This window comes from Phenylobacterium sp. (assembly GCF_036263695.1).
Taxonomy (GTDB): domain Bacteria; phylum Pseudomonadota; class Alphaproteobacteria; order Caulobacterales; family Caulobacteraceae; genus Phenylobacterium.
Window position 1 is genome coordinate 1 of the sequence record NZ_DATAGM010000311.1, and the last position, 13,803, is coordinate 13,803.

Below are 13,803 nucleotides of genomic sequence, written 5' to 3' on the forward strand. Positions count from 1 at the left end.
CGGGTTCCTTCCGCTTGTCGGAGAGTGGGCTGGCGTCATCCATCGGGTGTCCTCCCTTTTGGCGGCCATTAGGCGACCTGGGATTCCGATTGGGCAAAGCGAAAGAATCGATGCGGGCCATCGACCGCCTCGATTTCAGCGGGCTGACGCGCAGCTCGCAGGATCAGCCGCTCAGAACCAGCCCGCGGGCTGGAAGAGCTCCACCACGTTGCCCGACGGATCTTCGGCCAGGATCTGCGATCCGCCCGGCCCGGTGACGATGGCGTTGCGGAACCTCACGCCCCTGGCGCGCAGGCGCTCGACCTCAGCCGGCAGGTCCTCGACGATGCACTGGAAGCGGTTCCAGCCGCCGGCCTCGGGCTGACGGCCGTCGGGCATCGGCCGGCCGGCGGAGCTGGCTTTGCCGCTCAGCAGCAGCCGCAGCGGTCCGCGCTCGACGGCGGCGAAAGCGGGGGAGGCGTTCGGCAGCCGGTTGAAGCCGAGGTTGTCTACATACCAGTCGGCCGCGGCCTGCACGTCGCCGACCATGTACCGGACGTTCACGACGGTATCGTTCATGGGCTTTCCTCCTGCGGTAGGTTGCTCAGGGCGCGAGGGTGCGTCGGAGTAGGGTGTTGAGCGCGGCGATCATGGCGTCCCGGTCGGCCCCGGCCGCGACCGCGTCGGCAGCTTCGTGGATGGCGGCGAACAGCAGCCTTGCGGTGGGCTCGGGGTCGACCCGGCCGAACGCCTCGGCCTCCTGGCCGGCGCGGATCACCGCCGCCAGCCGGACGATCCCGTGGTCAGCCAGCGGGCGCCGCTCGGCGAAGTCGGAGTGGAACACCGCCTCCCCGAGGCCCCGGCGCGACAGGGTGAAGTCGACAAAGGCGCCCGCCTGCCACTCCACCAGGGCCGGCCAGTCGATCGGCCCATCGGCCTCGGTCGGCAGCGGATAGGCGGCGTCGAACTCGGAGACCAGCCGATCGCGGACGGTTTCCAGCAGGTCGTCCCAACTCGGAAAGTAGAGGAAGAATGTGCCCTTCGCGACACCGGCCTCGCGGACGACGTCCTCGACCCGCACCCGCGAGCCGTGCGCCTGCAGCAGCCGCTCGGCCGCCTCGACGATCTCAAGCTTGCGGACCTGGGGGCTCAGGCGGCGGCGTAGCGGCTTGTCCATCGGCGCCTCCTAGTGACCGATGGTCATTAGCTACTGACCGCCGGTCAGTGTCAAGCGGAAGAGACGCTACTCAGCCGCCATCGCCTCCGCCCCGGGCCGCGCTCGCGGCTCCACGGGCAACACCCACCCGGCGGCCCTGGCGCGGGCCTCGCCCTTTCGGATCTCCTTCGTAAGATCGTGGACGTAAATGCCGAAGTCGACCTGGATCGTGTGGCGGGGAGCCTTGTAGTAGGGGCCCAGGTGCAGGGCCTCGTCGGCGGCGATGACGGCGGCCATCTCCTCCGAGGGCGGCGGGCGATAGCGGCCGGTGAGGTAGGCGCCGGCGAGCTTGGCCTGCTGTTCGGCGAAGTTGACGAGCGTCGGCAGGGGTTGGGCGAGGCCCATGAAGAACAGGTTGGGAAGGCCGGGCTTCATCATGCGCTTGAACAGCGGGAAGCGGTTCTCGGCGTCGGGCAGCAGATCGGGCTCGCTGAAGAACGGAAAGCTGATCTTGTAGCCGGTGGCGTAGACGATGGCGTCCACCTCTTCGACGCTGCCGTCCTCGAAGCGGACTTTGTTTCCCATCAGTTCGGCGATGTTGGGCTTGAACCTGATGTCGCCGCAGCCGGCCCGGGTGAGGAACTCGCCGGAGACCGAGGGGTGGGCCTCCAGCGGCTCGTGGTCGGGCTTGGGCAGGCCGTAGTCCTCCATCCGGCCGATGGTCTGCTTGATCTTGGCGCGGGCCAGCGCCAGGCCAAGCTTTCGCGGCATCCAGTGCGGCAGGGCCGACTTGTCCGCCGGCTTGCCGCCCAGGTACTTGGGCAGCACCCAGACGCCCCGGCGGGCGGCCACCCACAGCGTCTTGGCGATTGGCCGTTGGGCGAGCTCGGAGGCGATGTCCATCGCCGAATTGCCCATGCCCACCACAACGATGCGCTTGCCGCGCATGTCCACCGGATCGAACGGGTCGCGGTAGTCGTGGGCGTGGAAGGCCGGCCCATCGAAGGCGCCGGGATACTCGGGGACCCGGGCGTCCCAGTGGTGGCCGTTGCAGACGAAGAGCACGTCGTAGAGGCGCGTCTCGCCGGTGGAGAGGGTGACGGCCCACAGGTCCTCCGCCGTGCGCTCGGCCAGCTCCACGCGGGTGTTGAAGGTGATCTTCTGGCGCAGGTCGAAGTGGTCCACGTACGCGCGGAAATAGGCCAGCAGCTGCGCGTGGTGGGGGAAGTCAGGCCAGTCGGCCGGGACGGGGAACTCCTCGAACGCCAGCCGCCACTTCGAGGTGTCGATGTGCAGGCTCTCGTAGCAGGCCGACAGGCCGTTCGGGTTCCTGAAGTACCAGTTGCCCCCGACGTCGTCGCTCATCTCGAAACAGTCGAACGGGACGCCGAGGTCGGCCAGCCGCTTGGCGGTCGTGAAGCCGGAGCAACCGGCCCCGATGATGCAGGCCCTGGGCAGTCGTTGATCCATCGCCGGTGCTCCCTCGCGCAGCGCGTGGAGGATGGGGCGCGGACCTTGCGTCAGTCTACGGGCCCGGCTCCTCGCTGAGACGGCCTGCGACAACCTCGCCGTGTTCAACCCGTTGATCCAGGGTTAGCAGGGTGGCCCGCTCCGGATATGACCGCACCTCACACATGTCGCCATCCTCGAACCTCCACCCAGACGCAGGTGCGGCGGCCGGCTCAGTTGCAGGACAGCTGAGCCATCTGTTCGACCAGGCGCCGGCGCTGATCGCGTTCCTGAGCGGTTCCGAGCATGTGTTCGACTACGCCAACGCGGCCTACCGACGGCTGGTCGGCGATCGCGAACTGCTCGGCCGAACTGTGGCCGAAGCGCTGCCCGAGCTCGCGGCGCAGGGTTTCGTCGAACTGCTCGACCGATGCTACCGCAGCGGGGAGCCCTTCACGGGCGAGGGCCTGCCCACGGAGATCGTCGGCGCGGACGGGTCCGCCTGGATCGGCTACTTCGATTTCATCTATCAGCCTGTCCGCGGGGCTTCGGGCCTGGTCGAGGGGATCTTCTGCCAGGGCAGCGACGTCAGCGACAGGGTCGCGGCGGAACAGGCTCTGCGAGCGAGCGAGGCGCGGTTCGCTGACATCTTCGGCCAAGTGAGCGTCGGGATTGCTCAGGTGGACCTCACAGGCAGGTTCCAGCTGGTGAACGAGCGTCAGCGCCAGATCCTGGGACGCGAGTCCGACGAGATCTACAGCCTCACCATGCAGCAGGTCACCCACCCCGACGACCTGCCCGAGAACATGCGCCTCTTCGGCCGGCTGCTGGAGACAGGCCAGTCCTTCCAGATCGAAAAGCGGTACCTGCGCCCCGACGGATCGTCCGTGTGGGTGCAGAACCACGTGTCGCTGGTGCGCGACCACAACGGCGCGCCCCAATACGTCACCGCGGTCGTGGTGGACATAAGCGGCCAGCGGCAGGCGGAAGTCGCGCTTCGGCGCTCTGAAGCCGCCAGCCGCGCCATGCTCCACTCCGCCCTCGACAGCATCGTGACCATCGCCGCCGACAGCCGGATCGTGGAGTGGAACCCCGCCGCTGAGCGCACCTTCGGCTACACGCGGGAAGAAGCCTTGGGCCAAGACATGGCCACCCTGATCATCCCGCCGGAACTCCGCGAGCCGCATCGCAAGGGCATGGAGAGGTTCGTGCGTATGGGCCGCGGCCCGATGGTGGGGCGCCGCGTCGAAGTAGATGCGGTGAGGCGGTCGGGCGATCGCCTGCCCATCGAACTGGCGATCAGCCCGATAGAGATCGACGGCGAGATCCACTTCACAGCCTATCTGCGCGACATCTCCGGCCGGATCGCCACAGAGGCGGCGCTGCGCGAGAGCGAAGAGCGCCTGCTGGCGACCTACGAACATGCGTTCGTCGGGATCGCCGAAGTGGACGAATACGGGAGGTTCCTGCGCACCAACGAGCAGTTCAGCGCGATCACCGGCTATGATCGCGACGAGCTGTCGAACATGACCATCTGGGACGTCACCCATCCGGAAGACACGATGGACGAACGCGGCGTCTTCGCGCGCCAGATGGCAGGCGAGATTCCGGTCTACAGCCGCGAGAAGCGCTACGTGCAGAAGTCCGGCGCGATCGTCTGGGTCGAGTTGTCGGCCTCGGTCGTGCGAAACGCCGAAGGCGCGCCGCTGTACGGCGTGCGCGTCGTCAGAGACATCACCGAGCGCAGGCGGTGGCAGGACCGGCAACAGCTGTTGATGAACGAGCTGAACCACCGGGTGAAGAACACCCTGGCCACGGTGCAGTCGATCGCCGCACAGACGCAGCGATCGGCCGCCGACCCTCGCGCCGCGCACGGCGCCTTCGTCGATCGCCTGCTCGCCCTATCGAGCGCCCACGACGTACTGACGCGCCAGCAGTGGCGAGGCGCAGATCTGCGCGAGATCGTGGACGCCGCCATCCGCCCGTTCAGCGGCGACAATGAAGAGCGGTTCCAGATTTGCGGCCCGGCGATATGGCTGGCGCCTCAGGCCGCTGTCGCCCTGGCGCTCGCGCTACATGAGCTGGCGACCAACGCCGTGAAGTATGGCGCCCTGAGCGCGCCGGCGGGATCGGTGAGCGTGACCTGGCTAGCCACCCCCGCGGCGGCCGACGAGCGGCTGCACCTGGAATGGCGGGAGGAGAATGGGCCGGCGGTGACGCCGCCCACACGCACCGGATTTGGCTCTCGCCTGCTGGAGCAGGGCCTGGCGGGCGAGCTCGGCGGTGAAGTCGGCCTGGACTATCGGCCCAAGGGCCTCGTCTGCACGGTTCGCGCGCCCCTGCACGGCGCCTCGGCGCTCGCCCCCGCCGACTGATGCAGGGAAGCGCCGGCGCGAGGAGGTCGAATACGATCTAGGGCCGCGCCTTCGGGTCCATCGCCTCGACCTCCTGCGGGGTGAGGCGGCGCACCGTACGCACGTGGCAGCGCTGGGGGCCGATGTGGCTCGGGGCTATGAGAACCGCGTCGGAGCCGACGCAGACGCTTGAGCCGCCTCGGGACTGGATCGCGATCTGCTGGGCCCAGTCGATGTCGGGGCACGGGCCGATCAGCTCGAGCTGGTAGTAGTCCTTCACGCCGACACGCAGGTTGACGGTGTCGTCGTCGACGGCGCTGAAGCTGTTGACGCTGCGCGCCCAGAAGCATTGGCGCGGACTCTCGGCGCCCGCCGGGCCGGCAGGCCCGGCGCCGGGGGAGCCGGCGCACGCCGCGAGGCCGCCGGACAGGGCCAGGGTCAGCAACAGGCGTGGCATGGGCGGACTCCGGAAGCTGGAACACTCAAACGGGGCTAAGCCGCCGAGCGTTGCAGGCCCTACGATACAGCACCCCGGCCGGGCCGAAGCGCCACCTTCAGGCAGCCAACCGGATTCTGCGCCGCCGCCGCGCGGCTGCGGCGCCGAACGCGGCCAACGCGACCCCGCCGACCACCGCCGAGGCCATCCCCGGGTTCAGCCTGGCGCGCGTGTAGAGGCTGGGCCGGATCATGCTGCCGGCGTGGTCGCCGCGGACCTGAGCTTCCGCCTGCCCGTGGTGCAGGTTGTCTGTCGGCGTCGCCGGCCGGGGCGCCTTCTGCGCCTTGATGAGCAGCCGCTCGCTGATCCGGTCCAGCAGACGTGGCGCGATCTGGCTCAACGCACTGCCGGTGTGGGCCGAAGAGCCCACGAACAGGTCGCGCACGGGGCGCTCAGCGGCGTGGAGGATGGCCGCGGCCACCTCCTCCGGGGCGTAGACCGGCGGCGGGAACTTGGCCTCCTGGCCGGTGTAGTTCTTCACGTGCTGCGGCATCGGCGTGCCGATCGACCCCGGCTTGATCAGCGTCACGGAGATAGCGGCCCCACGTTCCTCCAGCTCCATCCGCAGGGCGTCGGTGAAGCCCTTCACCGCATGCTTGCTGGCGGAATAGATGCCCTGAAGCGGGAAGGCCCGGTCGGACGTCATGCTGCCGACGTTCACAAGCGCGCCGCCCTGACTGTCCAGGTGCGGGATGGCGGCGAGCGAGCCGTTCACCACGCCCCAGAAATTGGTCTCGAACAGCCGGCGCATGTCGGTCTCGGGGAGTTCCTCGATCCGCGCCCAGATCCCGACGCCGGCGTTGTTGACCCAGGTGTCGATGCGGCCGAACCGTTCGATCGCGGCGCGGGCCACCATCTCGACCTCCGCGCGGTCAGCCACGTCGCAGTGGACGGACAGCGCCTCGCCGCCCTGTGCGGTGATCTCCCGCACCGCCGTCTCGAGCGCCTCGTCGGAGCGGGCGGCGAGCACCACCTTGGCGCCCCGCCGGGCGGCCTCCTGCGCCGTCGCCAGCCCGATGCCGCTGGAGGCGCCAGTGATCACGATGACCTGCTCGGCCACCGGCTTGAGTTTGACATGCATGTTCGGCTCCCACTGGCGAACGCGCCCGGTTCGGCGATCAACTGAGGCCGGCCTGCAGCTGTTCCTCTTGGACGCGCTTCGATCCAGGGCGGCTGTCGGCGCCGCCGCCGAGCGGAGCCCGCGGGGATGGCGGCGTGGTCGTCTCCCGAGGCGCTTCGACTGTCGGACGACGGCTTCCAAACGGCCCATCGGGTTCCCCTATGGCCGCGGGCGCCTACATGGGTGGGATGGTTCCGCTGTCCGTCCTCGACCTCTCGCCCGTCGTCCAGGGCGGCACGCCCGGCCAGTCGCTGCGCGCCAGCCGCGAGCTGGCCCACGCCGCCGAGCGGCTCGGCTACCGCCGCTACTGGCTGGCCGAGCACCACAACATGACCGGCATCGCCAGCGCCGCCACGGCGGTGGCGCTGGCCTATGCCGGCGAGGGCACCACGACGATCCGGCTGGGGGCCGGCGGGGTGATGCTGCCCAACCACGCGCCGCTGATCATCGCCGAGCAGTTCGGCACGTTGGAGGCGATCTTCCCCGGCCGGGTCGACCTGGGCGTCGGCCGCGCGCCGGGGACCGACCAGCTGACCGCCCGGGCGCTGCGCAGGAACCTGACCGGCGGAGTCGACCAGTTCCCGCAGGACGTGCTGGAGCTCATGGCCTTCCTGAAGGAGCCGGCGCCCGGCCAGGCGATCCGCGCAGTGCCCGGCTCGGGCTCCAACGTGCCGGTGTGGATCCTGGGCTCCAGCCTGTTCGGCGCCCAGCTGGCGGCGGCGCTTGGCCTGCCGTTCGCCTTCGCGTCCCACTTCGCGCCGCAAATGGTCGAGCAGGCCAGCGCCATCTACCGGAATGACTTCACGCCTTCGGAGCATCTCGCCATGCCGCACCTGATGCTGGGCCTGAACCTGGTGGCGGCCGAGACCGACGAGGAGGCGAAAATCCTCTTCACCTCGCTGCAGCAGGCGTTCATCAACCTGCACCGCGGGCGACCCGGGCCCCTGCCCCCGCCCATCGAGGCCCACGAGTCCCTGGCCGGCACGTTGGCGCCCGGCGGGCCGCTGTCGAAGGCGGTGGTCGGCGGGCCGGAGACGGTGCGGGCGGGGCTGGAGGCCTTCATCGCCCGCCATCGGCCCGACGAGATCATCGTCACGGCGCAGATCTACGATCAGGCCAGGCGGATCCGCTCCCTGGAAATCGCCGCCGGCGTTCGGGACGCCCTCGCGCCGGCGGCGTGAGCCGGCGTCAGGCCGCCGGCCCTTCCCGCGTCACCTTGCGGTAGAGGTGCCAGGATGCGTGCCCCAGCAGGGGCATGACGAAGACCAGGCCGACGAGCGCCGGCAGCGAGCCCAGCACCAGCAGGCCGGCGATGATCAGGCCCCAGAGGGCCATGGTCTTCGGGCTGGTCCGCACCGCCCGCAGCGACGTCTGGACGGCGGTCGACATGGGCACGTGCCGGTCGAGCATCAGCGGGAAGGAGATGACGCTGAGCACGAACACCGCCGCGGCGAACAAGGCGCCGACGCCGATCCCCACGGCCATCATCCGCCAGCCGGCCGGGGTGGTCAGCACCTCGTTGGCGAAGGCCGCGACCGAGACCGGCGGCTGCGGGCCGAAATTGGCCGCATAGATCGCCCAGGCGGCGACCAGCCAGGCGAAGAAGACGGCCAGCAGCACCGCGCCCAATCGCAGGATGTCGCCGATGGCGGGCGAGCGGAACACCGCCAGCGGCGTCCCGGCCGAGATCGGCCCGCCCCGCTCGAGCCGGCGGCTGATCTCGTAGAGGCCGACCGCCGCCAGGGGCCCGAGCAGGGCGAAGCCGGACACCAGCGGGAAGACAAGCGGCGTCAGCCGGTTGTCCAGCGCCACGCTGGCGATCAGCACGCCCGCGAGCGGATAGATCAGCGCGATGAAGAGCACGTCATCCCGGGCCGCGCCCACGTCCGCCGCGCCGCGGCGCAGAGCGTCCATCACGTCCTGGGCCTCGATGCGGCGGACCGCGGGCGTCTCGACCGAAGCGGCGCTGCGGGGCCTGGCTTCGGCCAAGGCGCGGCCGGCGTCGGACATCGCCGCGCCCACCCCGGATACGGCCATTTCGAAGGGATTGCGGATGTGGTTGTCGGCGGGCATTGCTGCTCCTCCCAAGGCCCTAAGCGTTGGGAGCGTGGCCGTACGGACCGCCGCCCTTCGGCGTGTGGCTCGGGTTGAACCACGACCCACGCAACTGTGGCGATGATAGCACGTCCAGGGGCCGGTTGGCGCCCTACCGGATCCAGGCGCGGAAGGACTCCAGGAAAGGCTCCAGCGCCTCCCTGTGCGAAGCATGCGCTGCGAACTCGACGCGGCGGAGCGCCCGGCAGAAGGCCCGCTGCTCGGCCCCGATCTCGTCCGGCTTCACGACCGCCATCGTCCAGTCCGAAAAGGCCCGCGTTGCGATCGGCTGCCGATACACTTCGATAACCCCGCCGTGACGCCGATCGCCGCTGATGCGCTCGAACGCGGCCACCACCTTTGGCTTATCTCCTTCCAAAAACTGGAGGAAGCTGCCGTCGTAGTGGCAGAGCATGCCGGTGAGGCCGTCTCGGGCATTGTTGCGTCGAGACTGGCCGAGGACCTCCTCAAGGTCAGCAGGGCTCAGCGGTGCGGTCGCCGAGCTAAGGTAGGCGAGACAGATCATCCATGAGTCTCCAAGGAAGAGGCGCGGCGGGAGGGGAGCGTCAGTTGGCGATCGCGACCCGCAGCTTCCGCTGCAGGCCCGCGGCGTCGGACCGGCGCACGGCCGCGTCTTGGCCGACATCGAACCGGGCCACCAACCGGCCTAGTTCGTCCGCCTCACGGCGCAGTTGGGCGGCCGCCGCGGTGGCCTCTTCGACCATGGCGGCGTTCTGCTGCGTCACCTGGTCCATCTGGTTGACGGCGGCGTTGACCTGGCCGAGGCCCGTGGACTGCTCCTCGGAGGAGCGGGCGATTTCCGACACCAGGACGTCGATGTCGGCGACCTGACCGAAGATGGTCTCCAGGGCGCGGCCGGTCTCGGTAACCAGCTTCACGCCCCGTTCGACCTGGTGGCCGGACGAGGAGATCAGCGTCTTGATCTCCTTGGCCGCCTCTGCGCAGCGCTGGGCCAGCGCCCGCACCTCCTGGGCCACCACAGCGAACCCCCGGCCCGCTTCGCCGGCGCGGGCGGCCTCCACTCCGGCGTTCAACGCGAGCAGGTTCGTCTGGAAGGCGATCTCGTCGATGACGCCGATGATGTTGGAGATCTGGCTGGAGCTCTGCTGGATGTCGTGGATGGCGGAGACGGCTTCACCGACCACCTCGCCAGACTTGGCCGCCTGGGTGCGGGCGCCGGTGGCCGCCTGCGCCGCCTTCCTGGCCCCCGCGGTGCTGCGCGCGACGGTGGCGGTGATCTGGTCCAGAGCCGCGGCGGTCTCTTCGAGGCTCGCCGCCTGTTGCTCGGTCCGGCGGGCCAAGTCGTCTGCGGCGGACGAGATCTCACCGGCGCCGCCGCGGATCGCGCCTGAGGCCTCGAGCACGGAGGCGATCGCTCCTCGAAGTCGGCCCACGGCGCCATCGAAGTCGGTCTTGATGCGAGCGTAGGGGCCAGTGAAATCCGCCTCGATGGTGGCCGTGAGATCCCCATTCGAGAGTCGTTCCAGGCCGGCGGCGAGCGCGTCGACCACCGCCGCTTGGGCGCGCGCCGTCTCAGCCCGCTCGGCCTCGCTGTGCGCCCGTTCGTGCTCGACCGCGGTGATGTCGGTCGCGAACTTGACGACCTTCACCGGCTGCCCGTCGGCTCCCAGGATGGGATTGTAGGATGCCTGGATCCAGACTTCCCGACCGCCCTTCGCCAGCCGGCGGAACTTGGCGGCCACGAATTCACCCCTGTTCAGCGTGCGCCAGAACTCCCGATATGCGTCGCTTTGCGCCTCTTCGGGATCCACGAACATCTGGTGCGGGCGGCCGATCACCTCGGCTTCGGCGTAGCCAACCGTGTCAAGAAAGTTGCGATTGGCGCGGATGATCGTGCCGTCGAGCTCGAACTCGATCACCGCCTGAGACGTCTCGATGGCGGCGACCATGCCTTCGAGATTTCTCTGGTGTGCGGCTTGGGTCGCCTGCCGATTGCGGTTCCAGAACACGCGCGTGCCTTTCGCTCTCTGGCCCGTGGACGGACCGAAACAACAACTGGCGAGACAAATGTCTCGGCGTCGCAGTCGAGAGCTGAAACACGAACAGTGATTACCAATGCTTACCGGGAAACAACTGATCTACCGGCCGGTTTTGGCAGAATTACACCTCAGGTGTAACGCGGTACACTTGAGGCCCCGATGCCTGCACGATGTCGGTCGCGCCCGCATCTAATGCGACAACTTGACGCGCCTGGATCAGCGAACCAGGGACATCTCCAGGTCGGCCACCCAGGTGAGCAGACCCAGCGCCGCCGCCGGTGACAGCCGCTCTGGCCGCAGGCCTCCCGCCTGACTGACATCGGCTCTGGCCAATTCCGCCTCGCTGACGGTGCGCGCGCACATCAGCCAATCGGGGAAACGGCGCACGGCCACCGGCCGGCTCTCGAGAACCGTCAGGTCGCGGTGGCGATCGTCGACTCTAATGGCGTCGTACATCGCCAGCACCTGCGGACCGCCTCCTTCCAGCGCCTGCATGAACCGTCCGTTCGAGTAGACGAGGGCGCCGCTGAGACCGCGCTCTGAATTGTTCCGCGTGGAGGATGTGAGGATGGCGCCGAGGGCCTCCTCCGCACGATCGGCCTCAAAAGCGGCCCGGCTGAAGTAGATCAACCGATGAAGATCAGCCGCCTCGGTCTCGCTGCCCAGCGGAATGCGGGCGTCTCGCCGCCCTGGCGGGCTCGCCCGCCCGAAGACGTGCAGGGAGCCGTCGCCATGCCGCTCGATATGAACCTCCCTGCGACGCAACGCCTCGATCAGAGCGGAGACGGTTCGCACGTTGGCGTTGATCTGGCCGCGGATCCGCTCGAGACGCTTGATGGTCTCCAGGCTGACGCCCGCCGCCTCCGCGAGCTCCGCCTGATCCAGTCGGGCCATCGCGCGCGCCGCGCGCAGAACTTCACCGGTAAGCACGACCCACCCGCCGAACGACTCGTCGGAACATAGCCCGAAGGCGTCGCGCTTGCAGGCTCTATCGGAACTCCAACCCCTCGAACGCCCCCGAGCTTCGCCAGCCGTCTAGGTAGCGGAAGAAGGCGGTGGGGCCGGCAGGGTAGCCGACGTTGTAGCGGGCCGCCGGGCCGGGGTCCTGGCCCTCGTTGTTGTAGTAGCCGGGGGTGCAGTCGGCGGCGCCGAGCATCCGGCCCATGCCCTTCAGCAGCAGCTCGACCCAGGCGTCCTGGGCCGCTTGCGTGACCTCCACCTCCTTGGCGCCCCGGTCCAGCGCGTGGCGGATCGTGGCGGCGATGGTGCGGCCGGACTCCGTGAGGTTGTGCGGCACGTTGGAGATCAGGTTGGCGCCCTGGGTGGGCTGGACGATGAAGGCGTTGGGGAAGCCGTGCACGTGGATGCCGTGCAGGGTCCGCATGCCCTCGGCCCAGGCCTCCGACAGCTTAACGCCGCCGCGGCCCGTCAGGTCGAAGCCGGCCCGACGCTTGTACTCGGTCCCGACCTCGAAGCCCGAGGCGTAGATGATGCAGTCGACCTCGTATTCGCGGCCGGCGACGACGAAGCCCTTCTCGGTAATGGCCTCGACGCCCTGGCCGTCCGTATCCACCAGGTGGGTGTTCGGATTGTTGAAGGCGTCGAGATACTCGTCGTGGAAGCAGGGGCGCTTGCACAACTGCCGGTACCAAGCCTTCAGCTTCTCGGCCGTCTCCTTGTCCCTCACCACCTGCTCGGCGCGGGCGCGGATCTCCTCCATCTTCTCAAAGTCGGAGTCCTCGTACGCGGCCAGCATGTTCATCGGGGTGCGCTGGTCGGGCGGCAGCTGGGCGATCCTGGCGCGGATGCGGCGGGAGAGGTCGGTCCAGCCGTCTTGGACGAGGTCGACCTCGGCCGTGCCGCCGGCCTGGTTCTCAGTGAAGTTCTCCAGCCAGCGCTGCTGCCAGCCGGGCGTGGCGATCCCCTCGAACCACTCCGGATCGATCGGCTGGTTAGCGCGCACGTCCACCGACGAGGGCGTGCGCTGGACGACGTAGAGCGTGCCGCAGGCGCGGGCCAGGTGCGGCACGGCCTGCACGCTGGTGGCGCCGGTGCCGATGATCGCCACCCGCTTATCGGCGAGCTTCTCCATCGGCGCGCCCTTGGGATCGCCCCCGGTGTAGCCGTAGTCCCAGCGGCTGGTGTGGAAGGAATGGCCCTTGAACCGCTCGATCCCCGGGATCCCGGGCAGCTTGGGCACGTGCAGCGGGCCGGTGCCCAGGCTGATGAAGCTGGCGGTGAATTCGTCGGCGCGGCTGGTGCGGATCACCCACACCGACCGCGCCTCATCCCAGGACAGTTCCGTCACCTCGGTGTGGAACAGGGCGTTGTCGTAGAGGCCGTACTGGCGGCCGATCCGCTGGCACTGCTCCAGGATCTCCGGGGCGTGCGCGTACTTCTCGGTGGGGCGGTGGCCGGTCTCTTCCAGCAGCGGCATGTAGACCATCGAGGCGGTGTCGCACTGGGCGCCCGGGTAACGGTTCCAGTACCAGGTGCCGCCGAAGCCGCCGGCCTTGTCGATGATGCGGACGTCCTTGACCCCCGCCTCCACCAGGCGCGCGCCGGTCACCAGCCCCGCGAACCCGCCGCCGACGAAGGCGAAGGTGACGTGGTCGGTCTTGGGCTCACGCGGCGTGAAGGGGGTGTAGGGGTCCTCGAGGTAGTGGGCGAGGTGCGTGCCCTTCAGCTCGAGGTACTGGGCGTTTCCTTCGGGCCGCAGCCGCTTGTTCCGCTCGGCCCGGTATTTCTCCAGCAGCGCCTGCTTGTCGATGGGCCGCTTCGCCGCTGTCGCCTCGCTCATCAATCGAACCTTCGAAAATCGCTACGCACCAATGGGCAGGGTCGTAGCACGCCCACGCCGCGGCGCAACAATTCTCGAAGGTTGGGTATGCAACGCGCCCCTTCCTGTCCCCCGGATCCGCCGGGTACGAAAGGTGCTCAGGCGGCCATGGCGGCGACGCTCTCCCAGGTGGTGGCCTGCATGGACGGGCGAGCGAGCATCCGGTCCAGCCAGGCCTGAAGCGCGTCGGCCGCGCCGGCGACCTGCCCCCACTCCGGGGTGTGCGACCTCAGGTCGAGCTGCGATGCGCTCGCGAAGTCGGCGAGGCTCGGCTGATGGCCGCAGAGGTAGGGCT

General features: G+C 69.1%; 13 protein-coding genes. 2 read left to right on the forward strand and 11 right to left on the reverse strand.

Annotation, left to right across the window (positions count from 1 at the left end):
- Positions 1 to 171: 171 nt before the first annotated feature.
- The 3 genes from VHK87_RS12665 to VHK87_RS12675 all read right to left on the reverse strand — a co-directional run bounded on the left by VHK87_RS12665 (position 172) and on the right by VHK87_RS12675 (position 2,605).
- Positions 172 to 558: a VOC family protein gene (locus VHK87_RS12665; RefSeq protein ID WP_329635258.1), complete on the reverse strand. Its 387-nt coding sequence runs from the start codon at positions 556 to 558 to the stop codon at positions 172 to 174.
- A 25-nt stretch (positions 559 to 583) separates the two neighbouring features.
- Complete coding sequence (locus VHK87_RS12670) at positions 584 to 1,156, reverse strand: helix-turn-helix domain-containing protein (RefSeq protein WP_329635259.1); 573 nt, start codon at positions 1,154 to 1,156, stop codon at positions 584 to 586.
- Between the two features lie 66 nt (positions 1,157 to 1,222).
- Positions 1,223 to 2,605: a flavin-containing monooxygenase gene (locus VHK87_RS12675; RefSeq protein WP_329635260.1), complete on the reverse strand. Its 1,383-nt coding sequence runs from the start codon at positions 2,603 to 2,605 to the stop codon at positions 1,223 to 1,225.
- A 164-nt stretch (positions 2,606 to 2,769) separates the two neighbouring features.
- Here VHK87_RS12675 and VHK87_RS12680 point away from each other — a divergent pair, with 164 nt between their 5' ends.
- Entirely contained in the window at positions 2,770 to 4,959 is a 2,190-nt protein-coding gene (locus tag VHK87_RS12680; protein WP_329635261.1) for a PAS domain S-box protein, read from the forward strand.
- 37 nt (positions 4,960 to 4,996) lie between these two features.
- Here the strand turns inward: VHK87_RS12680 and VHK87_RS12685 are convergent, their stop codons facing one another.
- Together VHK87_RS12685 and VHK87_RS12690 are read right to left on the reverse strand one after the other, a co-directional pair.
- On the reverse strand, positions 4,997 to 5,395 hold the full coding sequence (locus VHK87_RS12685) for a DUF6491 family protein (protein ID WP_329635262.1): 399 nt from the start codon (positions 5,393 to 5,395) through the stop codon (positions 4,997 to 4,999).
- A gap of 97 nt (positions 5,396 to 5,492) precedes the next feature.
- Positions 5,493 to 6,515, reverse strand: coding sequence for an SDR family oxidoreductase (locus tag VHK87_RS12690; RefSeq protein WP_329635263.1), 1,023 nt, complete (start codon positions 6,513 to 6,515; stop codon positions 5,493 to 5,495).
- A gap of 200 nt (positions 6,516 to 6,715) precedes the next feature.
- Between VHK87_RS12690 and VHK87_RS12695 the strand changes: the two genes are divergently transcribed.
- A complete protein-coding gene (locus VHK87_RS12695; protein WP_329635264.1) occupies positions 6,716 to 7,735 on the forward strand; it encodes an LLM class flavin-dependent oxidoreductase in 1,020 nt (339 codons plus the stop codon).
- Between the two features lie 7 nt (positions 7,736 to 7,742).
- Here the strand turns inward: VHK87_RS12695 and VHK87_RS12700 are convergent, their stop codons facing one another.
- The 6 genes from VHK87_RS12700 to VHK87_RS12725 form a co-directional block, all read right to left on the reverse strand.
- Entirely contained in the window at positions 7,743 to 8,627 is an 885-nt protein-coding gene (locus VHK87_RS12700; RefSeq protein ID WP_329635265.1) for a DUF2189 domain-containing protein, read from the reverse strand.
- Between the two features lie 133 nt (positions 8,628 to 8,760).
- Positions 8,761 to 9,174, reverse strand: a complete 414-nt coding sequence (locus tag VHK87_RS12705) for a BLUF domain-containing protein (protein WP_329635266.1) — start codon at positions 9,172 to 9,174, stop codon at positions 8,761 to 8,763.
- 40 nt (positions 9,175 to 9,214) lie between these two features.
- The gene (locus VHK87_RS12710; RefSeq protein ID WP_329635267.1) at positions 9,215 to 10,639 is read right to left on the reverse strand and encodes a methyl-accepting chemotaxis protein; all 1,425 of its coding nucleotides are present in this window, start codon (positions 10,637 to 10,639) and stop codon (positions 9,215 to 9,217) included.
- 246 nt (positions 10,640 to 10,885) lie between these two features.
- Positions 10,886 to 11,599, reverse strand: coding sequence for a BLUF domain-containing protein (locus VHK87_RS12715; protein ID WP_329635268.1), 714 nt, complete (start codon positions 11,597 to 11,599; stop codon positions 10,886 to 10,888).
- A gap of 58 nt (positions 11,600 to 11,657) precedes the next feature.
- Complete coding sequence (locus VHK87_RS12720; protein ID WP_329635269.1) at positions 11,658 to 13,469, reverse strand: NAD(P)/FAD-dependent oxidoreductase; 1,812 nt, start codon at positions 13,467 to 13,469, stop codon at positions 11,658 to 11,660.
- A 137-nt stretch (positions 13,470 to 13,606) separates the two neighbouring features.
- Positions 13,607 to 13,803: glutathione binding-like protein (locus VHK87_RS12725; RefSeq protein WP_329635270.1), on the reverse strand; the 197-nt coding region annotated here is incomplete at its 5' end.

Bases quoted from the DNA above. Each gene is read 5' to 3' on its own strand.
- VHK87_RS12665 (WP_329635258.1), bottom strand. From the start codon at position 558: ATGAACGATACCGTCGTGAACGTCCGGTACATGGTCGGCGACGTGCAG.
- VHK87_RS12670 (WP_329635259.1), bottom strand. From the start codon at position 1,156: ATGGACAAGCCGCTACGCCGCCGCCTGAGCCCCCAGGTCCGCAAGCTT.
- VHK87_RS12675 (WP_329635260.1), bottom strand. From the start codon at position 2,605: ATGGATCAACGACTGCCCAGGGCCTGCATCATCGGGGCCGGTTGCTCC.
- VHK87_RS12680 (WP_329635261.1), top strand. From the start codon at position 2,770: ATGTCGCCATCCTCGAACCTCCACCCAGACGCAGGTGCGGCGGCCGGC.
- VHK87_RS12685 (WP_329635262.1), bottom strand. From the start codon at position 5,395: ATGCCACGCCTGTTGCTGACCCTGGCCCTGTCCGGCGGCCTCGCGGCG.
- VHK87_RS12690 (WP_329635263.1), bottom strand. From the start codon at position 6,515: ATGCATGTCAAACTCAAGCCGGTGGCCGAGCAGGTCATCGTGATCACT.
- VHK87_RS12695 (WP_329635264.1), top strand. From the start codon at position 6,716: ATGGCCGCGGGCGCCTACATGGGTGGGATGGTTCCGCTGTCCGTCCTC.
- VHK87_RS12700 (WP_329635265.1), bottom strand. From the start codon at position 8,627: ATGCCCGCCGACAACCACATCCGCAATCCCTTCGAAATGGCCGTATCC.
- VHK87_RS12705 (WP_329635266.1), bottom strand. From the start codon at position 9,174: ATGATCTGTCTCGCCTACCTTAGCTCGGCGACCGCACCGCTGAGCCCT.
- VHK87_RS12720 (WP_329635269.1), bottom strand. From the start codon at position 13,469: ATGAGCGAGGCGACAGCGGCGAAGCGGCCCATCGACAAGCAGGCGCTG.